26 protein-coding genes are annotated in these 26,460 nt (G+C 53.8%); 19 read left to right on the forward strand and 7 right to left on the reverse strand.

The window, feature by feature from the left end:
• Positions 1-45: 45 nt before the first annotated feature.
• From JGF26_RS10610 to JGF26_RS10635, 6 genes are all read left to right on the forward strand, one after another.
• The gene (locus JGF26_RS10610) at positions 46-1,224 is read left to right on the forward strand and encodes an acetyl-CoA C-acetyltransferase (RefSeq protein WP_028016932.1); all 1,179 of its coding nucleotides are present in this window, start codon (positions 46-48) and stop codon (positions 1,222-1,224) included.
• A 236-nt stretch (positions 1,225-1,460) separates the two neighbouring features.
• On the forward strand, positions 1,461-2,297 hold the full coding sequence (gene kduI, locus JGF26_RS10615; protein WP_128347298.1) for a 5-dehydro-4-deoxy-D-glucuronate isomerase: 837 nt from the start codon (positions 1,461-1,463) through the stop codon (positions 2,295-2,297).
• Positions 2,298-2,360: 63 nt separating this feature from the next.
• Positions 2,361-3,122 (forward strand): 2-dehydro-3-deoxy-D-gluconate 5-dehydrogenase KduD, encoded by a 762-nt coding sequence (gene kduD, locus JGF26_RS10620; protein ID WP_028016930.1) that lies wholly within the window; start codon positions 2,361-2,363, stop codon positions 3,120-3,122.
• A gap of 312 nt (positions 3,123-3,434) precedes the next feature.
• On the forward strand, positions 3,435-4,850 hold the full coding sequence (locus JGF26_RS10625; protein WP_108090399.1) for a sugar porter family MFS transporter: 1,416 nt from the start codon (positions 3,435-3,437) through the stop codon (positions 4,848-4,850).
• Positions 4,851-5,062: 212 nt separating this feature from the next.
• Entirely contained in the window at positions 5,063-6,187 is a 1,125-nt protein-coding gene (gene wzz(fepE), locus JGF26_RS10630; protein ID WP_128347299.1) for an LPS O-antigen length regulator Wzz(fepE), read from the forward strand.
• An 89-nt stretch (positions 6,188-6,276) separates the two neighbouring features.
• Positions 6,277-6,969: an aspartate/glutamate racemase gene (locus tag JGF26_RS10635; RefSeq protein ID WP_134707891.1), complete on the forward strand. Its 693-nt coding sequence runs from the start codon at positions 6,277-6,279 to the stop codon at positions 6,967-6,969.
• 27 nt (positions 6,970-6,996) lie between these two features.
• Here JGF26_RS10635 and JGF26_RS10640 read toward each other — a convergent pair whose 3' ends face one another.
• Positions 6,997-7,395 (reverse strand): helix-turn-helix domain-containing protein, encoded by a 399-nt coding sequence (locus JGF26_RS10640; RefSeq protein ID WP_203250365.1) that lies wholly within the window; start codon positions 7,393-7,395, stop codon positions 6,997-6,999.
• Positions 7,396-7,581: 186 nt separating this feature from the next.
• Here JGF26_RS10640 and JGF26_RS10645 point away from each other — a divergent pair, with 186 nt between their 5' ends.
• Complete coding sequence (locus JGF26_RS10645) at positions 7,582-8,133, forward strand: flavodoxin family protein (protein WP_200871036.1); 552 nt, start codon at positions 7,582-7,584, stop codon at positions 8,131-8,133.
• Positions 8,134-8,153: 20 nt separating this feature from the next.
• Here the strand turns inward: JGF26_RS10645 and JGF26_RS10650 are convergent, their stop codons facing one another.
• Positions 8,154-9,086 carry a LysR family transcriptional regulator gene (locus JGF26_RS10650; protein ID WP_128347300.1) on the reverse strand — a complete coding sequence of 311 codons (933 nt, stop codon included), beginning with the start codon at positions 9,084-9,086 and terminating at the stop codon, positions 8,154-8,156.
• Between the two features lie 123 nt (positions 9,087-9,209).
• Between JGF26_RS10650 and lysA the strand changes: the two genes are divergently transcribed.
• On the forward strand, positions 9,210-10,472 hold the full coding sequence (lysA, locus tag JGF26_RS10655) for a diaminopimelate decarboxylase (protein WP_134707890.1): 1,263 nt from the start codon (positions 9,210-9,212) through the stop codon (positions 10,470-10,472).
• Here the strand turns inward: lysA and JGF26_RS10660 are convergent.
• Positions 10,442-11,479 carry a LacI family DNA-binding transcriptional regulator gene (locus JGF26_RS10660; RefSeq protein WP_049006174.1) on the reverse strand — a complete coding sequence of 346 codons (1,038 nt, stop codon included), beginning with the start codon at positions 11,477-11,479 and terminating at the stop codon, positions 10,442-10,444. The genes lysA and JGF26_RS10660 overlap by 31 nt on opposite strands.
• A gap of 232 nt (positions 11,480-11,711) precedes the next feature.
• On the opposite strand from JGF26_RS10660, the gene JGF26_RS10665 reads away from it, so the two are divergent.
• Positions 11,712-12,197 (forward strand): GNAT family N-acetyltransferase, encoded by a 486-nt coding sequence (locus tag JGF26_RS10665; protein ID WP_134707889.1) that lies wholly within the window; start codon positions 11,712-11,714, stop codon positions 12,195-12,197.
• On the opposite strand, the gene galR is transcribed toward JGF26_RS10665, so the two are convergent.
• Complete coding sequence (gene galR / locus JGF26_RS10670; RefSeq protein ID WP_134707888.1) at positions 12,158-13,174, reverse strand: HTH-type transcriptional regulator GalR; 1,017 nt, start codon at positions 13,172-13,174, stop codon at positions 12,158-12,160. The two genes, JGF26_RS10665 and galR, sit on opposite strands and share 40 nt — an antisense overlap.
• Before the next feature lie 425 nt (positions 13,175-13,599).
• Between galR and aas the strand changes: the two genes are divergently transcribed.
• On the forward strand, positions 13,600-15,759 hold the full coding sequence (gene aas / locus JGF26_RS10675; protein ID WP_108090394.1) for a bifunctional acyl-ACP--phospholipid O-acyltransferase/long-chain-fatty-acid--ACP ligase: 2,160 nt from the start codon (positions 13,600-13,602) through the stop codon (positions 15,757-15,759).
• Positions 15,752-16,945, forward strand: coding sequence for a lysophospholipid transporter LplT (gene lplT / locus JGF26_RS10680; RefSeq protein ID WP_028016918.1), 1,194 nt, complete (start codon positions 15,752-15,754; stop codon positions 16,943-16,945). Before aas ends, lplT begins: the two co-directional genes overlap by 8 nt.
• A gap of 47 nt (positions 16,946-16,992) precedes the next feature.
• Here lplT and JGF26_RS10685 read toward each other — a convergent pair whose 3' ends face one another.
• From JGF26_RS10685 to mutH, 3 genes are all read right to left on the reverse strand, one after another.
• Positions 16,993-18,033: an NADP(H)-dependent aldo-keto reductase gene (locus JGF26_RS10685; RefSeq protein WP_108090393.1), complete on the reverse strand. Its 1,041-nt coding sequence runs from the start codon at positions 18,031-18,033 to the stop codon at positions 16,993-16,995.
• A gap of 132 nt (positions 18,034-18,165) precedes the next feature.
• On the reverse strand, positions 18,166-18,384 hold the full coding sequence (locus JGF26_RS10690) for a YgdI/YgdR family lipoprotein (protein WP_028016916.1): 219 nt from the start codon (positions 18,382-18,384) through the stop codon (positions 18,166-18,168).
• A 128-nt stretch (positions 18,385-18,512) separates the two neighbouring features.
• On the reverse strand, positions 18,513-19,205 hold the full coding sequence (gene mutH, locus JGF26_RS10695; RefSeq protein WP_028016915.1) for a DNA mismatch repair endonuclease MutH: 693 nt from the start codon (positions 19,203-19,205) through the stop codon (positions 18,513-18,515).
• A 683-nt stretch (positions 19,206-19,888) separates the two neighbouring features.
• Here mutH and rppH point away from each other — a divergent pair.
• The 8 genes from rppH to JGF26_RS10735 all read left to right on the forward strand — a co-directional run bounded on the left by rppH (position 19,889) and on the right by JGF26_RS10735 (position 26,454).
• On the forward strand, positions 19,889-20,419 hold the full coding sequence (gene rppH, locus JGF26_RS10700; protein WP_013098553.1) for an RNA pyrophosphohydrolase: 531 nt from the start codon (positions 19,889-19,891) through the stop codon (positions 20,417-20,419).
• Positions 20,420-20,431: 12 nt separating this feature from the next.
• A complete protein-coding gene (gene ptsP, locus JGF26_RS10705; RefSeq protein ID WP_049006181.1) occupies positions 20,432-22,678 on the forward strand; it encodes a phosphoenolpyruvate--protein phosphotransferase in 2,247 nt (748 codons plus the stop codon).
• 193 nt (positions 22,679-22,871) lie between these two features.
• Positions 22,872-23,747 carry a prolipoprotein diacylglyceryl transferase gene (gene lgt, locus JGF26_RS10710; RefSeq protein ID WP_023309046.1) on the forward strand — a complete coding sequence of 292 codons (876 nt, stop codon included), beginning with the start codon at positions 22,872-22,874 and terminating at the stop codon, positions 23,745-23,747.
• 6 nt (positions 23,748-23,753) lie between these two features.
• Positions 23,754-24,548, forward strand: a complete 795-nt coding sequence (gene thyA / locus JGF26_RS10715) for a thymidylate synthase (RefSeq protein WP_013098550.1) — start codon at positions 23,754-23,756, stop codon at positions 24,546-24,548.
• Positions 24,549-24,732: 184 nt separating this feature from the next.
• Positions 24,733-25,197 carry a prepilin peptidase-dependent protein gene (locus JGF26_RS10720; protein WP_028016913.1) on the forward strand — a complete coding sequence of 155 codons (465 nt, stop codon included), beginning with the start codon at positions 24,733-24,735 and terminating at the stop codon, positions 25,195-25,197.
• Entirely contained in the window at positions 25,188-25,748 is a 561-nt protein-coding gene (locus JGF26_RS10725) for a prepilin peptidase-dependent protein (RefSeq protein ID WP_028016912.1), read from the forward strand. Before JGF26_RS10720 ends, JGF26_RS10725 begins: the two co-directional genes overlap by 10 nt.
• Positions 25,745-26,146: a DUF2509 family protein gene (locus tag JGF26_RS10730; protein WP_028016911.1), complete on the forward strand. Its 402-nt coding sequence runs from the start codon at positions 25,745-25,747 to the stop codon at positions 26,144-26,146. Before JGF26_RS10725 ends, JGF26_RS10730 begins: the two co-directional genes overlap by 4 nt.
• Positions 26,131-26,454 carry a prepilin-type N-terminal cleavage/methylation domain-containing protein gene (locus JGF26_RS10735; protein ID WP_128347306.1) on the forward strand — a complete coding sequence of 108 codons (324 nt, stop codon included), beginning with the start codon at positions 26,131-26,133 and terminating at the stop codon, positions 26,452-26,454. Before JGF26_RS10730 ends, JGF26_RS10735 begins: the two co-directional genes overlap by 16 nt.
• Positions 26,455-26,460: the final 6 nt, after the last annotated feature.

Genomic DNA, 26,460 nt, shown 5'->3' on the forward strand with positions numbered 1-26,460 from the left:
TAACAATCCTCTACTATCGTCATGTCATTTAACACAGAGGTCGTGATGAAAGATGTCGTAATAGTGGGTGCGTTGCGTACAGCTATCGGCTGTTTTCAGGGAGCGCTTGCGCGTCACTCGGCGGTTGACCTGGGTAGCGTGGTAGTAAAAGCGCTGGTGGAACGTAGCGGGATCGCAGCCCATGAAATTGATGAGGTGATCCTGGGACAGGTTCTGACTGCCGGAGCCGGGCAAAACCCTGCGCGACAGGCGGCGCTGAAAGGTGGGTTGCCCAATACCGTCTCCGCAATCACCATTAACGACGTCTGTGGATCAGGCTTAAAAGCGCTACATCTTGCAACGCAAGCCATTCAGTGCGGTGAGGCGGATGTGGTCATTGCGGGCGGACAAGAGAACATGAGCCGCGCGCCGCACGTATTGACCGACAGCCGTACCGGTGCACAGTTAGGCAACAGCCAGTTGCTTGATAGCCTGGTGCATGACGGGCTGTGGGATGCGTTCAATGATTATCATATGGGTGTGACGGCGGAAAACCTGGCGCGCGAGTACGGCATCAGCCGTGAGCTGCAGGATGCTTATGCGTTAAGCTCGCAGCAAAAGGCGCGCGCGGCGATTGATTCCGGCCGTTTTCGCGATGAAATTGTCCCTGTCAGCACGCAGCGTCAGAACGGTGAGGTTGTCGTGGTGGATACCGATGAGCAGCCGCGTACCGACGCCAGCGCTGAAGGTCTGGCGAGGCTTAACCCTGCTTTTGAAATGCAGGGGTCGGTTACGGCGGGAAATGCTTCCTCCATTAATGATGGCGCAGCGGCCGTCATGATGATGAGCGAAAGCAAAGCCCTTGAGCTGGATCTCCCCGTAATGGCCCGCATCAAGGCGTTTGCCAGCGTAGGTGTTGATCCTGCGTTAATGGGGATCGCGCCAGTGTATGCTACCCGTCGCTGCCTGGATCGTGCGGGGTGGCAGCTCTCAGATGTGGATCTGATCGAAGTAAACGAAGCCTTTGCCGCTCAGGCGATCTCGGTCGGCAAAATGCTGGAGTGGGATCCCCTGCGGGTAAACGTCAACGGCGGGGCGATCGCGCTGGGACATCCTATTGGTGCGTCCGGCTGCCGGATCCTGGTATCGCTGGTCCACGAAATGAAAAAGCGGAACGCCCGTAAAGGCATTGCCACACTCTGTATAGGTGGCGGGCAGGGGGTGGCGCTGGCCATCGAACGTTAACCTCTTCTCATTCTAAAAAACCTCCTGCGGGAGGTTTTTTTATGGTGCTGTGTTTCTCAATCCCCATTTATCGTGATCCGAACGTCATTTCCGATACAAACAAAAATAAAAATGAAACGTTGTTTTAAATATAATTGAAAAGCCCACTTTATGCCGATAGTATGTGCTCATCAAGAAAACGGAACGCTGTTTCGTTTATTTTCTGCCTTCGGGCATGACCACATCTGGAGGTTATCGTGGACATCAGACAAAGCATCCACAGTGCGCACGCCAAAATGCTGGACACTCAAGGGCTGCGCAATGAGTTTTTAGTCGAGCAGGTGTTCGAGGCCGACAAGTACACCCTGGTCTACAGCCATATCGACCGCATTATTGTGGGCGGGATTATGCCCGTCACGAGCAGCGTCTCCGTGGGCGGTGAGGTCGGTAAACAGCTGGGCGTGAGCTATTTCCTCGAGCGTCGCGAGCTGGGTGTGATTAACATCGGCGGGCCGGGTACCATCACCGTAGACGGACAGTGCTATGAGATTGGCCATCGCGAGGCGCTTTACGTGGGTAAAGGGGCGAAAGATGTGATCTTCGCCAGCATCGACGGCAGCAAGCCTGCGAAGTTTTACTACAACTGCGCCCCGGCTCACTCCACTTACCCAACCAGGAAGGTCACTCCGGCAGACGTTGCCCCTGTGACGCTTGGCGACAATCTCACCAGCAACCGCCGCACCATCAATAAATACTTCGTGCCGGATGTGCTGGAGACCTGCCAGCTCAGCATGGGGCTGACCGAACTCGCGCCGGGTAACCTGTGGAACACCATGCCGTGCCACACCCACGAGCGCCGCATGGAAGTCTACTTCTATTTCAACATGGACGAGGACGCCTGCGTGTTCCACATGATGGGACAGCCGCAGGAAACGCGCCATATCGTGATGCATAACGAGCAGGCGGTGATTTCACCGAGCTGGTCCATTCACTCCGGCGTAGGGACGAAAGCCTACACCTTTATCTGGGGAATGGTGGGCGAAAACCAGGTCTTCGATGATATGGACCATATTGCGGTCAGCGATCTGCGCTAGTCGCGGGCAGTGAAGCATAAACCTGCCTGTGAGTGACAGGCGTTGAAAGAGTAAGGAATAAACATGATTCTGGATGCATTCTCTCTTCAGGGGAAAGTGGCTGTGGTTTCCGGGTGTGACACCGGACTGGGTCAGGGGATGGCGTTAGGTCTGGCGGAAGCGGGTTGCGATATTGTGGGGATTAATATTGTTGAACCGACTGAAACCATTGAACGCGTGACGGCACTGGGTCGCCGTTTCCTGAGCCTGACTGCCGATCTGCGTAAAATCGACGCCATTCCTGAACTGCTGGAACGTGCTGTCGCGGAATTCGGGCATATCGACATTCTGGTAAACAATGCCGGACTGATTCGTCGTGAAGATGCGATTAGCTTCACTGAACGCGACTGGGACGATGTGATGGATCTGAACATCAAGAGCGTGTTCTTTATGTCCCAGGCAGCGGCGAAGCACTTCATCGCACAAGGGAAAGGCGGCAAGATCATTAATATTGCCTCGATGCTCTCTTTCCAGGGCGGTATCCGCGTGCCGTCTTACACCGCGTCCAAAAGCGCTGTAATGGGCGTGACCCGCCTGCTTGCAAACGAATGGGCGAAACATAATATCAACGTCAATGCGATTGCACCGGGCTACATGGCGACCAACAACACGCAGCAGCTGCGTGCGGATGAACAGCGTAGCGCGGAAATCCTTGAGCGTATTCCTGCTGGCCGTTGGGGGCTGCCGGGCGATCTTATGGGGCCGATTGTCTTCCTGGCCTCCCCGGCATCAGATTACATCAACGGTTACACCGTGGCTGTAGACGGTGGCTGGCTGGCGCGTTAATTCCATCTGTATTAAGCACCTCTGCCCATGGGCGGAGGTTTTTTTTACGTAAAATTGGCTTAGTCCATATCGGTAAAGATGAAAAATCCATACTGAAAAATCATAAATGACGGAAATCACACTTTTATTTCTTAGATATTAATTGATTAGTAAAAATACGTGATTATTCGCCACGAGTTGAAATTGTAATGTCCATCACAGAACCGTATGCCGTAGCGGAATAATCCATAACTTCGCGATTTCCGACCTGACACTTTTCCTCGCTTTCTCGTAATTTCAGTTAACGAATTTTGCTGTTGAGGCAGGAAAAATATGACATCTATAAATGACTCTACCCTTATGCCCGCTGCGCTGCGTGATACCCGCCGCATGAATCAGTTTGTTTCCATTGCGGCCGCGGTAGCGGGCTTATTATTTGGACTGGATATCGGCGTGATTGCCGGTGCATTACCGTTTATAACCGATCACTTTACCCTGAGTAGCCGTCTGCAGGAGTGGGTGGTGAGCAGCATGATGCTCGGCGCGGCCATCGGCGCACTGTTTAATGGCTGGCTCTCGTTCCGCCTGGGGCGTAAGTACAGCCTGATGGTCGGGGCGATTCTGTTTGTTGCCGGCTCCATTGGTTCCGCGTTTGCCACGAACGTTGAAGTGTTGCTGCTTTCCCGTGTGCTGCTCGGTGTGGCGGTCGGGATTGCTTCTTATACGGCACCGCTCTACCTCTCCGAAATGGCGAGTGAAAACGTGCGTGGCAGGATGATCAGCATGTATCAACTGATGGTGACGCTGGGTATTGTTTTGGCGTTCCTGTCCGATACCTACTTCAGCTACAGCGGCAACTGGCGCGCGATGCTCGGCGTGCTGGCTTTACCGGCACTGGTGCTGATTGTACTGGTGGTTTTCCTGCCAAACAGTCCGCGCTGGCTGGCGCAAAAAGGACGTCATGTGGAGGCCGAAGAGGTGCTGCGCATGTTGCGCGATACCTCGGAAAAAGCACGGGAAGAGCTGAACGAGATCCGTGAAAGCCTGAAGCTGAAGCAGGGAGGCTGGGCGTTATTTAAGATCAACCGCAACGTGCGCCGCGCGGTGTTCCTCGGCATGTTGCTGCAGGCAATGCAGCAGTTCACCGGGATGAATATCATCATGTACTACGCGCCGCGCATATTCAAAATGGCGGGATTCACTACCACGGAACAGCAGATGATGGCCACCCTGGTGGTGGGGCTTACCTTTATGTTCGCCACTTTTATTGCGGTGTTCACCGTGGATAAAGCCGGACGCAAGCCGGCGCTGAAAATTGGTTTCAGCGTAATGGCGCTCGGTACGCTGATCCTCGGATACTGCCTGATGCAGTTTGATAACGGTACGGCCTCAAGTGGTCTTTCCTGGCTCTCTGTCGGTATGACCATGATGTGTATTGCCGGGTATGCGATGAGCGCCGCGCCTGTGGTGTGGATCTTGTGCTCCGAAATTCAGCCGCTCAAATGCCGTGACTTTGGCATCACCTGTTCCACGACCACCAACTGGGTATCGAATATGATCATCGGCGCGACATTCCTGACGCTGCTGGACGCCATTGGCGCGGCGGGAACGTTCTGGCTCTATACGGTGCTGAACGTGGCGTTTATTGGCGTCACGTTCTGGTTAATTCCAGAAACAAAAGGCGTCACGCTGGAACATATTGAACGCAAGCTGATGGCGGGAGAGAAACTGCGTAATATAGGCGTGTGATCGTATTGCCTGTTTAAGCGCTTACAACGTATGCCGGAAGGGCATAAAGGGGGCGCTTAATCACAATAATCAGGTGGTGAAATTCACTACTAATTTTGGCAGGGGACAGATAAATCAAAAGATTTCATTTTAAGATAATTCTTAAGTTGCGGTATCATCGGACCACCGCTAACGTTTGAGCAAAGATGCACTGCATCCTAAAAATATTTCATATGTCTGAGATGGATATCAAAAAAAGCACCGATCTTGATTTTCCCCATTATGCCCCCCCGGCCGTACACGCTAAAGAGATAGATCTTCTCGGCCTGGTAGCAGTTCTTGTGGCAGCGAAAAAGCGTATTGTCACCATTACCCTTGTTTTTGCACTGGTGGGGTTGGCCGTTTCATTTTTACTGCCGCAGAAGTGGACCAGTAAAGCGGTGATTACCCCGGCAGAACAATCGCAGTGGAACCCGCTGCGCCAGATGATGGTGGCATTACAGGTGCTTGATGTAGACGTGAAGATTACCCGTCCGGAAGTCTTTGACCTGTTCATTAAAAAGTTTCAGTCGCAGTCATTGCTTGAAGAGTATCTGAAATCCTCTCCTTACGTGATGTCGCAGCTTAAAGACTCCGAGGTGGATCCGCTTGAACTGCATCGGGCGATAGTCAATATCTCAGATAGAATGAAAGCGGTGAATGACGCCCAGGGAAAAGACGCGGACAAAGCGCCATTTGTCTCCTGGACATTAAGCTTCACCGCGCCGACAGCGGGTGATGCTCAATCCGTCCTGGAGGGATATATCGACTATATTACGGCTATTGTCGAGAAAGAGACGGTGCAGAATATCCGTAACCAGATCGCCCTCAAAAAGAACGTTGTTGAGCAGCAGCTGGAACTGGATCGCGTCCGCCTGACCAATATTCACAATACTAACCTGCAGCGACTGAATTATTCGCTGGAAGTGGCGAATGCAGCAGGCATCAAGAAGCCGGTCTACAGCAACGGACAGGCGGTAAAAGATGACCCGGACTACTCTGTTTCGCTCGGCGCTGACGGGATCGCACAAAAGCTGCAGATTGAAAAAAATCTGAAGGACGTGACCGAGCTGAATGCGGATTTCCAGAACCGCGAATACCACCTGGCGCAGCTGAAAAAACTCTCCTTTGCCGATGTCAAACTTGAGCCATTTAGATACCAGCTTTCCCCCTCCATGCCGGTGAAAAAAGATGGCCCGGGTAAGGCATTGATTGTCGTTCTGGCGGCGCTTCTGGGGGGGCTGTTTGCCTGCGGTAGCGTTTTATTGCGCGAAGCGATGCTCACCCGTAATCCGCTGCCGGAGCTGGTGACGGAATAAACTCTGCAGGTTAACAAGGCGCTGAATACAGCGCCTTTTTTTATTGGCGTCGGTTGTGTTAAAAGAGAGACAAGAGATAAGGAGGGGTGATGAAAACAATCGGTCTGTTAGGTGGAATGAGCTGGGAATCAACAATCCCGTATTACCGCCTGATTAATGAAGGGGTAAAGCAGCGTCTGGGCGGCCTGCACTCCGCAAGCTTGCTGCTGCACAGCGTTGATTTCCATGAAATCGAGGCCTGCCAGTCGAGCGGTGAATGGGATAAAGCCGGGGAGATCCTGGCACAGGCGGCGCTGGGGCTGGAGCGTGCGGGAGCTGAGGGAATTTTGCTCTGTACGAACACCATGCATAAAGTTGCTTCCCGGATAGAAGAGCGTTGCTCGTTACCCTTCCTGCATATCGCCGATGCGACCGGGCGTAAAATTGCTGCATCCGGAATGTCGCGTGTGGCACTGCTGGGAACGCGCTATACCATGGAGCAGGATTTCTATCGCGGTCGCTTGAGCAGTGAGTTTGGGATTGAAAGCCTGATCCCGGATGAGGCTGACCGGGCACGCATCAATCAGATTATCTTTGATGAGCTTTGCCTGGGGACATTCAGTGAACCTTCCCGCGCGTATTACGTCAGCGTGATCGAGAAGCTTGCACAGCAGGGGGCAGAAGGTGTGATCTTTGGCTGTACTGAGATCGGCTTACTGGTTCCGGTAGCGCGCAGTCCAATCCCGGTGTTTGATACCACAGCGATTCATGCTGCCGATGCCGTGGAGTTTATGCTCTCCTGAGCGGGCTTGCGTCGGGAACGCCCCGGCTCAGGTCTGTGCATTGGCGGCGTCATAAGCGGATTGCGCCGCCACAATCGCATCCATATTACTTTCCACCCAGTGTGCCAGCACGGTCACTGTTTCGGTTAACGCCTGTCCCAGCGGCGTCAGACTGTACTCCACCGTCACCGGTACCGTCGCGAAAACCTCACGTGAAACCAGCCCATCGCGTTCCAGCTTGCGTAATGCCTGGGTCAGTACCTTTTTGGTGATCCGCTGAATATCACGTTGCAGCTTGTTAAAGCGCATTGGCCCGTTTTCAAGACGCGCGAGGATCAGCAGCGCCCATTTGTCGGCGATACGCGCCAGCACGTCGCGGGTAGGGCAGCGCTCATCGAACACGTTATAAGGAGGCATCTCCTTTTTCAGTACGACAGACTCAGTCATGGTGGTTCCCTCGAGGTAACCAGGTGAGGTAAAAGTGCCTTCTTACGCCCGCGAATATTTGCGTGTATAAAACGACGTAAGGTTTCTATTTGATACCAGGGAACCGAAAATGGCAACTGCTCGCAGAGCAATTTTAAAACCGTCTTAATCTTTTGACTCACAAGGCAATATTGCATCAGGAGATCTATTATGAGCGTTGTAGTTATCTATTATTCAGGCTACGGCCACACCCAACGTGTTGCTGAAACAGTTGCAGAGGGCGCGCAGGCTGAACTGATCGCCATCGACAGCAATGGTGAGATTCAGGAAAGCGACTGGCAAAAATTGAACGAGGCAAAGGCGATTATTTTTGGGGCGCCAACTTACATGGGCGGTGTGCCGTGGCAGTTTAAGAAATTTGCTGATGCCACCTCTAAAGCCTGGTTCGTTCGCAGCTGGCAGGACAAAGTATTCGCGGGCTTCAGTAACAGTGCGAGCCTGAACGGTGACAAGCAAGTTTCCCTGCAATACCTGCAAACGCTAGCATCGCAGCATGGTGGGATTTGGGTGAGTCTGGGTCTGCCGCCATCGAATACGCAGGCTGCAACGCGTCAGGATATCAACAACCTCGGTGGCTCTGTCGGGCTGCTGGTACAGTCTCCGTCAGATGCGGATGCGGGCGCGATTGCCAGCGGCGATCTGCAAACGGCAGTAAAATTCGGTGAGCGTGTTGCCGCTGTGGCTAAGCGTTTTAACTGAGTCAGAGGACGCCCGCTGACTTAGTCGGGCGTCTTTTCCAGTACCTTCTTCAGTTGTGCGGTTAGCGTGCTTAACCCACTTTGCAGATGTCCGCTGAACGCGTCTACCAGCGCAGAGGCCGGACGATGCATCGGGCGGATCAGGCTGACGGTAAAGGGGACTGAAACGCTAAACTGTCGAACCACAACTCCACTTTCCGCATAATCCAGCGCCGTGAGCGGATTAACCACCGCGACGCCCACGCCGGCACGAACCATTGCGCAAATAGATGCGGCACTGTGCGTTTCGACCACCATTCTTCGTTTCACCTGATGCTCGGTAAAGAGCGTATCCAGCAGCTGCCGGTAGCTGTCCGTCTGTGACAGGCTGATGTAGTTCTCGCCGTGGAAATCCGCAGGGGTCAGTACGCTTTTTTTGGCAAGGGGATGGCCAGCAGGCAGGACGCAGACCTCATCTAGCGCCAGTAATTCTGTGCGCTGCGTTCCCGCCGGCGTAGCGAGGGTTTCGGTTAATCCCAGGTCATGACGCTGCGCCGAAAGCCACTCTTCAAGAAGCGGTGACTCCTGCGGGACGATGGTCAGGTTCACCTCGGGATAACGGGCCAGAAAAGGCTGTATCAGCATCGGCAGAAACGACTGCGAAAACACGGGCAGACAGACAATCGACAACTCGCCCTGGCGAAATTCACGTAAGCTCTCCGCCGCGCTGACAATTCGGTCCAGCCCGTACCAGGAGCGCTGAACTTCCTCGAACAAACGCAACCCTTGCACCGTTGGGTGTAACCTGCCGCGGGTGCGTTCAAACAGCTTCAACCCAAGCACCTGCTCGAAGCGTGCCAGTTCCCGGCTCACCGTCGGCTGTGAGGTATGCAGCATCTGCGCGGCTTCGGTGAGATTGCCGGTGGTCATCACAGCGTGAAAAATCTCGATATGGCGTAAGTTGACGGCGGGCATAGGGCACCTGAAAGCAGAGGAGTATCCATATCATTTTTGCATAGACTCGCGATAAAACGATATTTTTTATTCTTTTTCCGCTGTGGCGTAATCATAAAAAAATGAATTTATCCGGAGAAGACCATGCCACGCCCACTCAACCAGACTGATACCGATTTGAACGCTGAAAATCTGCTGCGCTTGCCAGCGGAGTTTGGCTGCCCGGTTTGGGTCTACGACGCACAGATCGTTCGCGAGAAGATCGCCGCTCTGCATCAGTTTGACGTGGTGCGCTTTGCTCAAAAGGCATGCTCCAATATTCACATTCTGCGCCTGATGCGTGAGCAGGGCGTGAAAGTGGATTCCGTTTCACTGGGCGAAATCGAGCGTGCGCTGGTGGCCGGGTTTGATCCGAAAACCGATCCAGATGCGATCGTCTTCACTGCCGATGTGATCGATGAAGCGACGCTTGCGCGCGTACATGAATTGCAGGTACCGGTGAATGCCGGGTCTGTGGATATGCTTGAGCAGCTAGGCCAGGTTTCACCAGGTCATCGCGTCTGGTTACGCGTGAACCCGGGTTTTGGTCATGGTCATAGCCAAAAAACCAACACCGGCGGCGAAAACAGCAAACACGGTATCTGGTATGCCGATATGCCAGCCGCGCTTGACGTGTTGCAGCGTTATAACCTGAAGCTGGTCGGCATTCATATGCACATTGGCTCTGGCGTGGATTATGCGCATCTTGAGCAGGTCTGCGGGGCGATGGTGCGTCAGGTTGTCGATTTTGGTCAGGACCTGAAGGCGATCTCCGCAGGTGGCGGGCTTTCTATTCCTTACCGTGAAGGTGAAGAGGCGATCGATACCGATCACTATTACGGTCTGTGGAGCGCCGCGCGTGACCAAATCGCTGCGCATCTGGGCCACGCTGTGAAGCTGGAAATTGAGCCGGGGCGTTTCCTGGTTGCCGAAGCCGGCGTGCTGGTGGCGCAGGTTCGCAGTGTGAAAGAGATGGGCTCACGTCATTTCGTGTTGATTGATGCCGGTTTTAACGACCTGATGCGTCCGTCCATGTACGGCAGCTATCACCACATAACGGCACTGGCTGCCGATGGACGCGATTTAACGCACGCGCCGCGCCGTGAGACGGTCGTTGCGGGGCCGCTGTGCGAATCGGGTGACGTGTTCACTCAGCAGGAAGGTGGCAAAGTGGAAACCCGCGCGCTGCCAGAGGTCAAACCGGGCGATTATCTTGTACTGCACGATACCGGTGCCTACGGGGCTTCTATGTCATCTAACTACAATAGTCGCCCGCTGCTGCCGGAAGTGCTGTTTGATAACGGCAAGGCACGGCTGATCCGCCGTCGCCAGACCATTCAGGAACTGCTGGCGCTGGAACTCATTTGATTAAAGTACGGCCCCGTGGTGACCGAATCGCGAAGTACCAGCGTGCCGGTAAACGGCGGGATCGCATCGACAGGCTGGTTTTTTGCCAGCCTGATGGCCTGATCGATAGCGGTGACAATCATATTGTCGATAGGCAGATAAACCGATGAAAGTGCAGGTTCCAGCCATTTCGCGCTTGGGGCATCGTCAAAACCGAACAGCGAAATATCCTGCGGGATCTTAAGCCCCGCCTGGTGTAACGCTTTGGATGCACCCAGCGCCATATCATCGTTACAGGCAAACAGGGCGCTAAACGACACGCCATCGGCAATGAGCTCTTTACACAGCTCATATCCCCGCGTCATTCCCGCATCGCCATACTTTACCCGGCGTTCGTCCAGACGAATGCCGTGCTTTTCCAGCGCCTTACGGTAGCCCATCAGTCTCGCTTTCCCTGTTGGGGTATGGATCGGGACGGTGATACAGGCGATCTCCCGGTGACCCTGATTGATCAGGTAATCCACTGCCTTAAAGGCAGCATCCTGTTGTTCGAAGAACACACAGCGATCCGGCGCCTGGCTGACTTCACGGTTGATAACCACCAGCGGGGTTTGCACGGTATTCATCAGTTTGATGATCGCTTTTTCACTCATATAACGCGTGTACAGCACAATGGCATCACATTTGCGATCGGCCAGCATCTGCACTGCCTGTTCTTCCTGCTCTGGTGCGTCGTGTCCATCCGTGACGATCAGCTGTTTCCCGTGGGTTTCGGTCTGCCGTGATGCCTGTTGCAGAAGGCGACCAAAGTAAAAACCATCGAAGGTTGAGACGACCAGACCAATGCTGTTGCTGGTCTGGTTAGCCAGTGAACGCGCGAGAAAGTTCGGGCGGTAGCCCAGCTCTTCCATCGCAGCAAACACCTGCTGACGCGTACTCTCTTTAACCTGACCTGTGCCGTTCAGTACGCGCGATACCGTGGCCTTCGACACGCCCGCACGCAGTGAGACATCCAGCATTGTTGCCATTCTACATTCCTGCTTCCACGTAATGGTCTGCAGTTTAACACAGACCTCGCAGCGTATAAGCGATGCGGGGGACGCAAAACTTCTGCCACGATCACGCTTTTTGGTAACGATCCGCCCGCCGACATAACGGCCTGCCCGCAGTCAACGAAAATGGCCGGGTTCTGATAAAATAGTGTACAAACTGGCTGGGGGCATCAGGCCTGAGCATCGAACTGAAAAACACAGGTAAAACATGGATAAGGCTGACATTCTGCCGCTTTACGCCGCACCGCAGTATGCGGAGCAAGTGACCGACTGGATCTGGCACGCCTTTGGTGAGGGGCTTCCCCGGGCGTTTTTTCATAGCATTGTTGAGCACAGCCAGACGCCGGGTGCTTTGCCATTGACCTTTATTGCTGTGCAAAACGAACAGCTTCTCGGTACTGTGGGGCTCTGGCGTTGCGATCTGATCACCCGGCAGGATCTCTTCCCGTGGCTGGCGGCGTTGTACGTTGACGACGCGGCGCGTGGTAAAGGGTTAGCCGGGCAACTCCAGCAGCATGTTATGACCTATGCTGCTCAGGCCGGGCATCGCGAGCTGCATTTGTGGTCTGCCTGCCGTGACTTCTATGAACGTTACGGCTGGCAGTATATTGGCGATGCACTGGAGTACCCGAATAAAACGGTACACCTTTATCGCTATTCCTCTCCTGCTTCTGCTGGCGATGCTACGGAGTGACGGCGCACTAAGGTCGGGCTGAAGAGATGGGTAATGTCCGGTGGCTGGCGTTTCTCAGCCAGGGCTAACGCCAGCTCTGCGGCCTGCGTTGCCATCGTGATGATAGGATAACGTACCGTGGTCAGGCGCGGGCGCACGTAGCGGGAGACCAGCACATCATCGAAACCAATGAGTGAAATTTCTGACGGCACCTCAATCCCGTTGTCATTTAGCACCCCCATTGCCCCGGCGGCCATGGAGTCGTTATAACAGGCAACGGCGGTGAAATTTCGTCCACGGCCAAGCAGCTCAGTCATAGTCTGCTCACCACCGCTCTCATCCGGCTCACCGTAGGCTACCAGGCGGTCATTACACGGGAGACCGTTTTCGCGCAAGGCATCGTAGTAACCTTGTAGCCGATCTTCCGCATCAGAAATGGGGTGGTTTGAACAGAGATAACCAATTCGTGTGTGTCCCTGTTGAATCAGATGACGGGTAGCGAGCCAGGCACCATAGCGGTCATCGAGCGCCACGCAGCGTTTTTCAAACCCGGGAATTATACGGTTGATGATCACCATGCCGGGGATCTGCTTCATCAGATGAATAAGTTCGGTATCGGGAAGCATTTTGGCGTGAACAACCAGCGCCGCGCAGCGGTGGCGGATAAGCTGTTCGATGGCCTGGCGTTCTTTTTGTTCATTATGGTAGCCATTACCAATCAGCAAAAAATTGCCTGTCTGATAAGACACTTGCTCCACCGCTTTAACCATCGCACCGAAAAAGGGATCAGACACATCACCCACGACCAGCCCAATGGTTTCAGTGGACTGCTGGGCGAGCGCGCGGGCATTGGCATTGGGATGGTAGTTCAGGGATTCCATGGCGCTTTGCACAGCCTGGCGTGATGCGTCACTGGCTTTAGGCGAGTCGTTAATCACGCGCGAGACGGTTGCCACCGAAACTCCTGCCAGACGGGCCACATCCTTTATTGTCGCCATTAAATACCTTCTTAGTGGGGGTAAGCGTTTACACACCCGGTAGTGTTGCGGAAAAGTGGTGCGCATTCAAGGGGAGTGGATTTCAGTTCTCCACAAACGTGACGCAGCACAACCCTGACGGTGTAATCGTTACACGACTAGTCATGTCTGAATAATGTCAATCTGAACCTTTAGTTACACTTTGCCTCAGGCTGTTGCGATTGTCCGATAGCGAGGACGTGAAAGAGGTTGGTAGAGTTGAGATCCCAGAGGTATTGATTGGTGAGAATTCTTAGTACGGTTTCGTACTCATCTCTTGCACCAACCTGCGCGGATGCGCAGGTTTTTTTTCGCCTCCACTTTAGCTGTCGCTCCTGTATCACTTCTCGTGTAATCTGCCACCATTTACTATCAACCCTCCACACTGGCTGGCAAAGGGAGTTGAGATGCTATTTGGGTTCTTCCGTACACTATTCAGTATTCTTTTTCGAATCCGCGTCACTGGCGATGCCCAGGCACTTCGCGGTGAACGCGTTCTTATCACACCAAACCATATTTCCTTTATAGATGGCATTTTACTGGCGCTGTTTTTGCCCGTGCGTCCGGTGTTTGCGGTTTATACCTCCATCAGCCAGCAGTGGTATATGCGTTGGCTCACACCGCTGATTGATTTCGTGCCGCTCGACCCGACTAAACCGATGATGATTAAACATCTGGTACGTCTGGTGGAGCAGGGGCGTCCGGTGGTCATCTTCCCTGAGGGACGCATCTCGGTGACGGGCTCGCTGATGAAAATCTACGACGGCGCGGGGTTTGTGGCGGCGAAGTCAAAAGCCACCGTGGTACCACTGCGTATTGAAGGGGCGGAGTTAACCCGCTTCAGCCGTCTTAAGGGACTGGTAAAGCAGCGCCTGTTCCCCAAAATAACGCTGCATATTCTGCCGCCAACCTCGTTACCGATGCCTGACGCACCGCGTGCCCGCGATCGTCGTAAAATCGCGGGTGAAATGCTGCACCAGATTATGATGGAAGCGCGTATGGCCGTTCGTCCGCGCGAAACGCTCTACGAGTCCCTCCTTTCCGCACAATACCGCTATGGGGCGAAGAAAAACTGTATCGAAGACATCAACTTTACCCCGGATACCTATCGCAAACTGCTGACTAAGACCCTGTTTGTGGGCCGCATTCTGGAAAAATACAGTAAGAAGGGTGAAAAAATTGGTCTGATGCTGCCTAACGCGGGCATCAGCGCTGCAGTGATTTTTGGTGCCGTTTCGCGTGGTCGTATACCGGCGATGATGAACTACACGGCGGGTGTGAAGGGGCTGACCAGCGCCATCACCGCCGCTCAGATTAACACTGTTTTTACCTCTCGACAGTTCCTGGATAAAGGCAAGCTCTGGCATCTTCCCGAACAGCTCACCCAGGTGCGCTGGGTCTTCCTGGAAGATCTGAAAGCAGACGTGACCACTGGCGATAAGCTGTGGATTTTTGCTCACCTGCTGATGCCGCGTCTGGCGCAGGTCAAACAGCAGCCGGAAGATGATGCGATTATCCTCTTTACCTCTGGTTCGGAAGGTAACCCCAAAGGTGTTGTCCACAGTCACAAGAGTATTCTGGCGAACGTTGAGCAGATCAAAAGCATTGCTGACTTTACTGCGAATGACCGTTTTATGTCGGCGCTACCGCTGTTCCACTCCTTTGGCCTGACGGTGGGGCTGTTTACGCCGCTGCTGACCGGTGCTGAAGTGTTCCTCTATCCAAGCCCGCTACATTACCGCATTGTGCCGGAGCTGGTGTATGACCGTAACTGCACCGTCCTGTTCGGGACATCTACTTTCCTGGGTAACTATGCGCGTTTTGCCAACCCGTATGATTTCTATCGCGTGCGGTATGTGGTAGCTGGCGCAGAAAAGCTGCAGGAGAGCACGCGTCAAATCTGGCAGGACAAGTTTGGTTTGCGCATTCTTGAAGGCTATGGTGTGACCGAGTGCGCACCGGTGGTTTCGATTAACGTGCCGATGGCGGCAAAACCGGGTACGGTTGGCCGAATTCTGCCGGGGATGGATGCGCGCTTGTTGGCCGTGCCGGGCATTGAGGATGGTGGCCGTTTGCAATTGAAAGGGCCAAACGTGATGAACGGTTATCTGCGCGTGGAAAACCCGGGTGTGCTGGAAGCGCCGACGGCGGAAAACGTTAAGGGTGAGGTTGAAACGGGATGGTACGACACCGGCGATATTGTCCGTTTTGATGAACAAGGTTTTGTGCAGATCCAGGGGCGTGCAAAGCGCTTCGCCAAAATCGCCGGTGAAATGGTCTCTCTGGAAATGGTTGAGCAACTGGCGACGGCCGTCTCCGCGGATAAGATTCATGCGACCGTGGTGAAGAGTGATGCCAGCAAAGGTGAGGCGCTGGTGCTGTTTACCACTGACAGTGAGCTTAAGCGCGACAGGCTACTTAGCTATGCGCGTGAACATGGTATCCCTGAACTGGCGGTGCCGCGCGATATTCGCTACCTGAAGCAGCTCCCGGTGCTGGGGAGCGGGAAGCCCGATTTCGTGACCCTGAAAGGCATGGTTGAAGAGGCGGAACAGCAAAATGCGTGAGTCAGTACACACTAACACATCGCTCAGATCAAAAGGCATGATGGCGGTCATCGCCGCGCAGTTTCTCTCTGCGTTCGGTGATAACGCGCTGCTGTTTGCCACTCTGGCGCTGCTGAAAGCCGAGTTTTATCCAGACTGGAGCCAGCCGATCCTGCAGATGGTGTTTGTGGGCGCTTACATTATCTTTGCCCCCTTTGTGGGGCAGGTGGCGGACAGTTTCCCGAAAGGCCGGGTGATGATGTTTGCTAACGGCCTGAAATTGCTGGGTGCCGCAAGCATTTGTTTTGGTTTTAATCCGTTCATTGGCTATACGCTGGTGGGCATTGGCGCTGCCGCTTACTCCCCGGCGAAATATGGCATCCTCGGGGAGCTGACAACGGGTGATAAGCTGGTGAAAGCCAATGGTCTGATGGAGTCTTCCACCATTGCAGCCATCCTGCTTGGCTCCGTTGCGGGTGGGGTGCTTGCCGACTGGCATGTGCTGGCCGCTCTGGGGGTCTGTGCGGTGGTGTATGGCGGGGCGGTTGTGGCTAACCTGTTTATCCCGAAGCTGCCAGTTGCACGCCCGGGACAATCCTGGCGCTTTAAGCCGATGACCGGCAGTTTCTTCAACGCCTGTCGCGTGCTGTGGCGTAACGGTGAAACGCGCTTCTCCCTGATGGGAACCAGTATGTTCTGGGGAGCGGGTGTCACGCTGCGCTTCCTGCTGGTGCTATGGGTGCCGGTGGCGCTGGGTATCACCGACAATGCGACTCCAACCTACCTTAATGCGATGGTCGCAATCGGGATTGTTGTTGGTGCGGGGGCGGCAGCGAAACTGGTGACGCTTGAGACGGTGGCGCGTTGTATGCCGGCAGGGATCCTTATTGGCGTAGTCGTGCTTATTTTCTCGCTGCAACACGCGCTATTGCCAGCTTATGCCCTCCTGATCCTGATTGGTATTCTGGGTGGATTCTTCGTGGTGCCGCTGAATGCGCTACTGCAGGAACGTGGCAAGCAAACTGTCGGTGCAGGCAACGCCATTGCGGTACAAAACCTGGGTGAAAACCTGGCGATGCTGTTGATGCTGGGACTTTACTCGCTGGCGGTAAAAGTGGGCGTGCCGGTGGTGGGGATTGGCGTCGGGTTTGGTGGGCTGTTTGCGCTGGCGATTGCTGGCTTGTGGATCTGGCAGCGTCGGCGTTGAGTTCTTTGCCGGGTCAGGCGAAGCCGCCACCCGGCAAAAGCGTCCAGCTATGGTGCCGGGTATGTATATACCTGATGCACCGCTTCAATCTCCGCTAACACCTCTTCACTCAGGTTCAGATGGAAACTCTCAATGTTGGTTTTCAACTGTTCCATAGTGGTCGCGCCCAGTAGGGTGCTCGCAACAAACGGCTGACGACGTACGAAGGCCAGCGCCATCTGCGCCGGATCAAGACCGTGACGTTTCGCGATATCTACATAGGCTGCAACGGCTTTCTGCGTCTGCTCGCCGCTGTAGCGGGTAAAGCGGCTAAAGAGGGTATTACGCGCGCCAGCCGGTTTCGCGCCGTTCAGGTATTTCCCCGTCAGCGTGCCAAATCCGAGACAGGAATAGGCGAGCAGTTCCACTTCTTCATACTGCGTCACTTCGGCCAGCCCCACTTCATAGCTGCGATTAAGCAGGCTGTACGGATTCTGGATGGTGACGATACGCGGCAGATCGTGTTTATCCGCCAGGTGCAGGTAACGCATCACACCAAAGGCCGTTTCGTTAGATACGCCGATGTAGCGGATTTTACCCGCTCGCTGGCACTCGGTCAGCGCTTCCAGCGTTTCCAGTAGCGTAACGGCAGGGGCGCTCTCATTCCAGCTGTAGCCGAGTTTACCAAAGCAGTTTGTTGGACGCTGAGGCCAGTGAACCTGGTACAGGTCGAGATAATCTGTTTGCAGGCGCTTCAGGCTGGCATCGAGCGCGGCACGGATATTCTTGCGATCGAGGATCTGATTTGGACGGATCCCAGCATCGTTATTACGTGCGGGGCCGCTGACTTTCGACGCAATGACCAGCTTTTCACGGTTGCCACGTTTTGTCAGCCAGTTACCGACGTAGGTTTCGGTAAGCCCCTGTGTTTCCGGACGCGGGGGGACAGGGTACATCTCTGCGACATCAATCAGGTTAATCCCCTGGCTGACGGCATAATCGAGTTGCGCATGGGCATCGGCTTCGCTGTTTTGTTCACCAAATGTCATCGTGCCCAACCCCAATTGGCTTATCTCCAGAGAGCTGTGGGGGATACGGTGATAATGCATAGCCGGCTTCCTTCAATAGACATGTAGACCGCGTCAGGAACTTCCCGACAAAGGAATATAAACATGGCAGAGGGGAAGCAAAAGGGGAAGAAAAAAATCAAAAAGGCCAGCAAGCGACTGACCTCTCTCTGTTTATCGCTCGATAATTTGTGAGACTTCGTCGCGGTTGATCTGCATTTTATTGCCTTGCTGATCGCGATAGCTGACCAGACCGGTATCATCATCCACTTCAGGTTTTCCGTCGGTCAGGATCATCCGACCATCTTTTGTCGCCATGACGTAATCGCTGCTACAGCCCGATACTGCAAACGCTAAGCCGACTGCTGAAATTAACACTGCCCATTTTTTCATCGTTATCGTCCTCACCTGGCTGGTATCAAATCATAGTGTAGTATTAACCCGATATGCCGGCAGGAGGAAGCGGTAAAATCTTAAAAACCAGATGATTATGTTTGGGATCTCTCAAAATGAGTAAAAAACTATGTTTTTAGTAAAAAATGGCGTGCAAGCACTGCGCCGGTGAAATTCTTTTTGAGATAAAAGCCGCGCGGCAACGTCAGTATTGGCTCGCCCTGCGCACCGATCGCTTCGGTAAGCGCTTTACTGTTGGCTGCCTTCGGGCGCAGCTGTAACACTTCCCCGTGTCGGGCTGTGATGCGCTCTACCTGGCCAAGAACGATCATATCCATCAGTTCCTCCCAGTCCAGACGCAATTGATGCTCCTCCTCTTCATTCGGGCTCCAGAGCAGCGGTGCGCCAACGCGACGATCGGCCAGTGGAATGTGGCGTTCACCTTCAACCGGTACCCAAAGCACGCGTTTCAGCTTATGGCGAACGTGGCTGGTCTCCCATGTCACACCGGTATTGCCGGTTAATGGCGCAACGCAGACAAAGGTGGTCTCAAGTGGCTTCCCCTGGCTGTCTATGGGAATGGTTTTTAACTCTACGCCAAGAGCCGCAAAATCTTGCTCTGGTTTACTCCCCGCACTGGCACCCAGCCACAGTTCAAGCAGCATGCCCGTCCAGCCTTTATCCCGTTTCAGATCCTTCGGGATCGGAATCCCGGCCATTGCCGCCAGCTCGCCCAGCGAAAAGCCAGCCAGGCGTTGAGCCTGCTGGAGCAACTGGCCTTCGCTGGATGGAGGTGAAAGCAAGGGTGTAAGCGGATGCATGAAGATAACCTTTTGATTAAAAAATAAACGAAGAAATTGTCCCCTGTGGATAGAGTTTAACTTTTTCTGTACGAATATTCCATGTGTATGATTTATAGGTTTTTTTATTAGTTTGAAATCGTTTCACCTGAGAAGAAAAACCGGTTGTTCAAATCTGGTCACTGACAATGAACAGGATCTTACACCATGTTATCCACAGAAAAATGGGATAACTGGGCATAACCCTGACTACTGTTTCAATTTACAGCCTTGACGTGCGATGAAAATCGAATTTTCAGACAATTTGTGCCTAACTTATTGGCACAATCTGTGGATAAAACCGACGCTGTTCGATCTTTCATCAGCGCGACGATCCCTGATGTGATGATCGTCACGCTATTCTGTGTTTTGTTTGTGATGACACACTTAACTGCATGAAAATAATATCATTATATAATATTGATGAAAGCGGGACGCAGACGGGGATTGAGGTTGTTCATCGGTAATCAGACACTTTTTCACAACTATATCCACAGAAAAGGTGAATAAAAATCCCTTTGCTGGCTCTTATCTGTTTATAACTCAGCACTTATTTGTGAGTTATTCAAATGTTATTAGGTTGCAGGCCTGTAAGAGAGTGGTTTACCGCCTCCCTGTAGTGTGAAACAATCATTCATATATAAGGTTTAGTTTGGGGTAGTCCGGTGATTGATGACGATGGCTACCGCCCGAACGTAGGAATAGTAATTTGTAATCGTCAGGGCCAGGTAATGTGGGCCCGGCGATATGGTCAGCACTCCTGGCAGTTCCCGCAAGGCGGGATCAATCCAGGAGAGTCCCCAGAACAAGCGATGTACCGGGAGCTTTTTGAAGAGGTCGGTTTAAGCCGAAAAGATGTTCGCATCCTGGCTTCGACCCGCAACTGGTTGCGTTACAAGTTACCGAAACGTTTGGTGCGTTGGGACACAAAGCCGGTTTGTATCGGCCAGAAACAGAAGTGGTTTCTGTTGCAGTTGGTGGGCAACGATTCAGACATCAATATGCAAACCAGCAGTACGCCGGAGTTTGATGGTTGGCGCTGGGTAAGCTATTGGTATCCTGTTCGTCAGGTCGTGTCATTTAAACGCGATGTTTACCGTAGGGTGATGAAAGAGTTCGCAAGTGTGGTAATGCAGCTTCAGGAGATCCCCCCTAAGCCGCAGAGCGCACCTGCCTGGCGACGTAAAAGAGGTTAAGCTACGCAAATCATGCTCACCCGCTTGCGAGAAATAGTCGAGAAGGTGGCCAGTGCTCCGCGTCTCAATGAGGCGCTGAACATTCTGGTCACTGACATCTGTCTTGCGATGGAGACCGAGGTCTGTTCGGTGTATCTGGCCGACCACGATCGGCGCTGCTATTACCTGATGGCGACCCGTGGTTTGAAAAAACCACGCGGACGCACCGTAACGCTCGCATTTGATGAAGGTATCGTGGGTCTGGTTGGGCGGCTGGCTGAACCTATCAACCTTGCCGACGCGCAAAAACACCCCAGCTTTAAATACATCCCTTCCGTAAAAGAAGAGCGCTTCCGCGCGTTTCTTGGCGTGCCGATTATCCAGCGTCGCCAGCTGCTCGGCGTGCTGGTTGTTCAGCAGCGCGAGCTGCGTCAGTACGATGAAAGCGAAGAGTCTTTCCTCGTCACGCTGGCCACGCAGATGGCGGCGATCCTCTCTCAGTCTCAGCTTGCCGCCCTTTTCGGTCAATATCGGCATACTCGCATTCGCGCCCTTCCTGCGTCGCCAGGTGTGGCGATTGCAGAAGGCTGGATGGACGCCACGCTACCGTTAATGGAGCAGGTTTACGAAGCCTCAACGCTTGATGAAGCGCTTGAGCGTGAGCGTCTTACTGCTGCGCTGGAAGAGGCGGCGAATGAATTTCGTCGTTACAGCAAACGCTTTGCCGCAGGTGCGCAAAAAGAGACGGCGGCCATTTTTGATCTCTATTCACACCTGCTTTCCGATGCGCGTTTGCGTCGCGAGCTTTTTGCGGAAGTGGATAAAGGCTCAGTCGCGGAGTGGGCCGTTAAAAAGGTTATCGAAAAATTTGCCGAGCAATTTGCGGCACTGACTGATGGTTACCTGAAAGAGCGGGCGGGAGATCTCCGAACCCTGGGACAACGACTGCTGTTCCATCTGGATGACACCATTCAGGGGCCAAATGCCTGGCCAAAACGGTTTGTGCTGGTCGCCGATGAACTCTCCGCGACGACGCTGGCTGAGCTGCCTCAGGACAGGCTGGCCGGTGTGGTAGTGCGCGATGGTGCCGCCAACTCACACGCTGCCATTATGGTGCGTGCACTGGGTATTCCTACCGTGATGGGCGCAGATATCCAGCCGTCAGTGCTGCATCGACGCACGCTGGTTGTCGATGGCTATCGCGGTGAGCTGTTGGTTGATCCTGAGCCGGTTCTGCTCCAGGAATACCAGCGTCTTATCAGTGAAGAGAACGAATTAAGCAAGCTGGCAGAAGATGACGTTAACCTGCCCGCACAGCTAAAGAGCGGTGAGCGGATCAAAGTTATGCTCAACGCCGGCTTAAGCCCTGAGCACGAAGAAAAGCTTGGCAGTCGCATTGATGGTATCGGCTTATACCGCACCGAAATCCCGTTCATGCTGCAAAGTGGGTTCCCCTCAGAAGAAGAGCAGGTTGCGCAGTATCAGGGAATGCTGCAGATGTTTAACGACAAACCTGTCACCCTGCGTACTCTGGATGTCGGCGCTGATAAACAGTTGCCCTATATGCCGATCAGCGAAGAGAACCCGTGTCTGGGCTGGCGCGGGATCCGTATTACGCTCGACCAGCCGGAGATCTTTCTGATCCAGGTGCGCGCCATGCTGCGCGCGAATGCCGCGACGGGCAATCTCAGCATTTTATTGCCGATGGTCACCAGCATTGATGAGATCGACGAATCACGGCGCTTGATCGAACGCGCTGGCCGTGAAGTCGAAGAGATGATTGGCTACGCGATCCCGAAACCGCGGATTGGGGTGATGCTCGAAGTGCCGTCTATGGTCTTCATGTTGCCGCAACTGGCCAACCGGGTTGATTTTATCTCTGTCGGCACGAACGACCTGACGCAATATATCCTGGCCGTCGACCGTAACAACACCCGTGTCGCCAGTATCTACGACAGCCTGCACCCGGCGATAATCCGCGCGTTAGCGATGATCGCTCGTGATGCGGAACAGTACGGGATTGATTTACGCCTGTGTGGTGAAATGGCCGGGGATTCAATGTGCGTCGCGATCCTGATTGGTCTGGGATACCGCCATCTGTCTATGAACGGTCGCGCCGTTGCACGTGTGAAGTACCTGTTGCGGCATATTGAAATCGACGATGCCCGAGAGCTGGCTGTACGCAGCCTGGAAGCGCAACTGGCTACTGAAGTCCGTCATCAGGTTGCTGCGTTTATGGAACGACGCGGTATGGGCGGCCTGATCCGCGGCGGCCGCTAATCATCTTTCTCCCTCTCCCTGTGGGAGGGGGCACCAGCGCGCATAAAACCCTATACACATCTTTTACATCTCTGGCGCATCCTCCGCGCCCGCCTTATGCTATGATTCGCAACTTTGGAGCCTCTGCTTACGGCAGAATCGCATTTCTACCGCTGTCCACTTTCAGCGGAATAACAACATCTTGTGGTGACAGATGAACAGTGGTTATCTGCATTTTCCGGAATTTGATCCGGTCATTTTCTCAGTAGGACCTGTTTCGCTTCACTGGTACGGTCTGATGTACCTGGTGGGCTTCATTTTTGCCATGTGGCTCGCTGGCCGTCGCGCCAGCCGTCCTGGCAGCGGCTGGACCAAAAACGAAGTTGAAAACCTGCTTTATGCGGGCTTCCTCGGCGTGTTCCTTGGCGGTCGTATTGGCTATGTGCTGTTCTATAACTTCCCGGTATTCCTGAACGATCCGCTCTATCTGTTCCGCGTGTGGGATGGTGGTATGTCCTTCCACGGCGGCCTGATCGGCGTGATTCTGGTGATGGTGATTTTTGCTAAACGCACCAAACGCAACTTCTTCCAGGTTTCAGATTTTATCGCACCACTGATCCCGTTTGGTCTCGGTGCTGGCCGTCTGGGCAACTTTATCAACGGTGAACTGTGGGGGCGCGTTGACCCAAGCGTGCCGTACACGATGCTCTTCCCGGGCTCCCGCGCAGAAGATATCGCGCTGCTGCCATCACACCCGGAGTGGCAGTCTATTTTCGATACCTATGGTGTGCTGCCGCGCCATATGTCCCAGCTTTACGAACTGGCGCTGGAAGGCGTGGTGCTGTTTATCATCCTGAATCTGTTTATCCGCAAACCGCGTCCGATGGGGGCTGTTTCTGGCCTGTTCCTGATTGGCTACGGTGCGTTCCGTATCATCGTCGAGTTCTTCCGTCAGCCAGATGCACAGTTTACCGGCGAGTGGGTTCAGTACATCAGCATGGGGCAAATTCTCTCCATTCCGATGATTGTCGCGGGTGCCATTATGATGATTTGGGCGTATCGTCGTCGTCCACAGCAACAAATTTCCTGAGGAACCATGAAACAGTATCTTGAATTGATGAAAAAAGTGCTCGATGAGGGCACGCCGAAAAACGACCGTACCGGTACCGGCACGCTCTCCATTTTTGGCCACCAGATGCGCTTCAATCTGCAAGAAGGCTTCCCTCTGGTGACGACAAAGCGCTGCCACCTGCGCTCGATCATTCATGAACTGCTCTGGTTCCTGCAAGGCGATACCAACGTTGCGTATCTGCACGAAAACAACGTCTCAATCTGGGACGAATGGGCAGACGAAAACGGCAATCTGGGCCCGGTTTACGGTAAACAGTGGCGCGCATGGCCAACGCCTGATGGCCGCCATATTGACCAGATCACCACCGTGATGAACCAGCTGAAAAACGATCCGGACTCGCGCCGTATTATCGTTTCCGCCTGGAACGTGGGGGAACTGGATAAAATGGCGCTTGCCCCGTGCCACGCGTTCTTCCAGTTCTACGTGGCAGACGGCAAGCTCTCCTGCCAGCTCTACCAGCGCTCCTGCGACGTGTTTCTCGGCCTGCCGTTTAACATTGCCAGCTATGCGCTGTTAGTCCACATGATGGCGCAGCAGTGCGACCTGGAAGTGGGCGATTTCGTCTGGACCGGTGGGGACACCCATCTTTACAGTAACCATATGGAACAGACGCATCTCCAGCTGACCCGCGAACCGCGTGCGCTGCCGAAGCTGATTATCAAACGCAAACCGGAGTCTATCTTCGACTACCGATTTGATGATTTTGAGATTGAGGGTTACGACCCGCACCCTGGCATCAAAGCGCCCGTCGCTATCTGATGTAGCAAAGCGTGACACAACCGGTGCTTTTTAGCGCCGGTTTTTTTTCGCCTTCATCCCGTTTCACGAAGCGTTATCCAGAAAGCGTGCAACACGCTGCAACTCGGTCGATTCTCTGGATAACGACTCGGAAAACAGCAATCCGCTGCTCGTCACCTTCACGGCACTTCGCCACACTCCCGGTATGAAAAAAGAGAATGGTTTTACGCTTATCGAAACACTGGTAGCGATTTCGTTGATTGTCATCCTCAGCGCGTCAGGGTTATACGGCTGGGACAGCTGGCAACGACAGCAGCGGCTGTGGCAAACCGCCAGTCAGGTTCGCGATTACCTGGTGTTTCTGCGCAACAATGCCAACCGGCACAACCGCGACCATCAGGTAACCCTTCAGCGGATTGGAGGCAGAGACTGCCTGGTGAGCTCAGTTATGAAGAGTTGCGAGAAGGGGAGTCCCTTTGTGCTGATGCCGCTCTGGCCTGAAGTCACGGTGAGTGAACTAACACCGTCATTAGGGTTTTATGGATTAAGAGATACGGCATGGGCAGGGCGGATACGCATACAAAGTCGAGCAGGAGAATGGCTGATTATTGTCTCAAATGGAGGACGCATCAGAATGTGCAAAAGTTCAGGGGACGGTTCATGTCAATGAGACAGCGCGGTTTCTCACTGATTGAAGTGCTGATTGCTACGGCGATCAGCAGCCTTTTGCTGGTAAGCGCATCGCGTTTTTTACCCGGGTTGCAGCGGGCTGTACTACTGCAATCCGGCCAGCGAGAGCTGGAAGAAGAGGTCTGGCAGCGCCTGTTCGCCCTCGGTAAACATCTTCAGCGCGCAGGATATTGTGCCGGAAACTGTCAGGGACAAGGGCTGGTGATTGGCAGGGAAGGGAACTGTGTCATTGTACGGTGGGATGCCAACAGTAACGGCAATTGGGATAACACCGCATCAGAAAATGACAGCACCGGTTTTCGTCTGGAAGCAGGAGCGCTGGAAATGCTGCGTGGGGCAACTTCGTGTGAAGGAAAGGGATGGGAAAAGCTCACCGAACCGGACAAGCTTGTGATCCTGCACTTTATGGTGCGTAAAGTTGAGCATGCCGGTTTTGCACCAGAGTTGAATATTGAACTGACCGCCAGTCGTAAAGGTGAGCAGAGGGAGCCATATCAGGCTTTATATGGGGTCACGGGGTATAACTTGTGAACCGTCAACGCGGAATGTCTTCGCTGGCGTTGGTTTTGCTTTTACTGGTGCTCGGTACTCTGATCCTCACCGGTCTCAACCAACAACTCACAACGTTTAGTGCGCTCGTAGGTGATGAGAGCCGTTCACTCCAGCAGCAGGCGTCTGTGCAATCTGCACTTGAGTGGGGACGCGTTCAGGATTGGTCGTCAGAGCCCCAGATTCAGTGCAAAAAGGCATCGTCATGGCGAGTTTGTTTGCGGCTATTAAGTGAGAAGGATGTTTTGCTCATTGCTGGAGTCAACGACCTGCTGCTCTGGCGCACAGGAGAGATAATCGACGGCAAGATTCGCTTCTCGCCTCACGGTTGGAGTGATTTTTGTCCGCTAAAGGGGAGTGTGTTATGCCTGTTGCCATGAACAAAGAAAGAGGGTTTAGCATGGTTGAAGTTCTCCTGGCGATGATGCTGATGGTGATAATCGTGACCGCACTGTCAGGTTACCACCGGGCACTGGCGACGCGGTTCACCTTGTTTAGCCAATATCGTCAGCTCTGGCACCATGCCTGGAACCAGTCCCAGCTATCAACAAATGCGCTACCGGAAGGCTGGCAGGCCAACCGGGGGCAGACAACGCTCGCCGGATGTGTCAGCATCACGGTTACACTTATTTCTCCTCTGGGGCGGCGCGGTGAGATAACGCGTCTGCATTGCCCGGTTAGCCAGTAGTCGGGA

Origin of the sequence: Enterobacter sp. E1 (assembly GCF_016809815.1) — a bacterium.
GTDB lineage: Bacteria > Pseudomonadota > Gammaproteobacteria > Enterobacterales > Enterobacteriaceae > Enterobacter > Enterobacter adelaidei.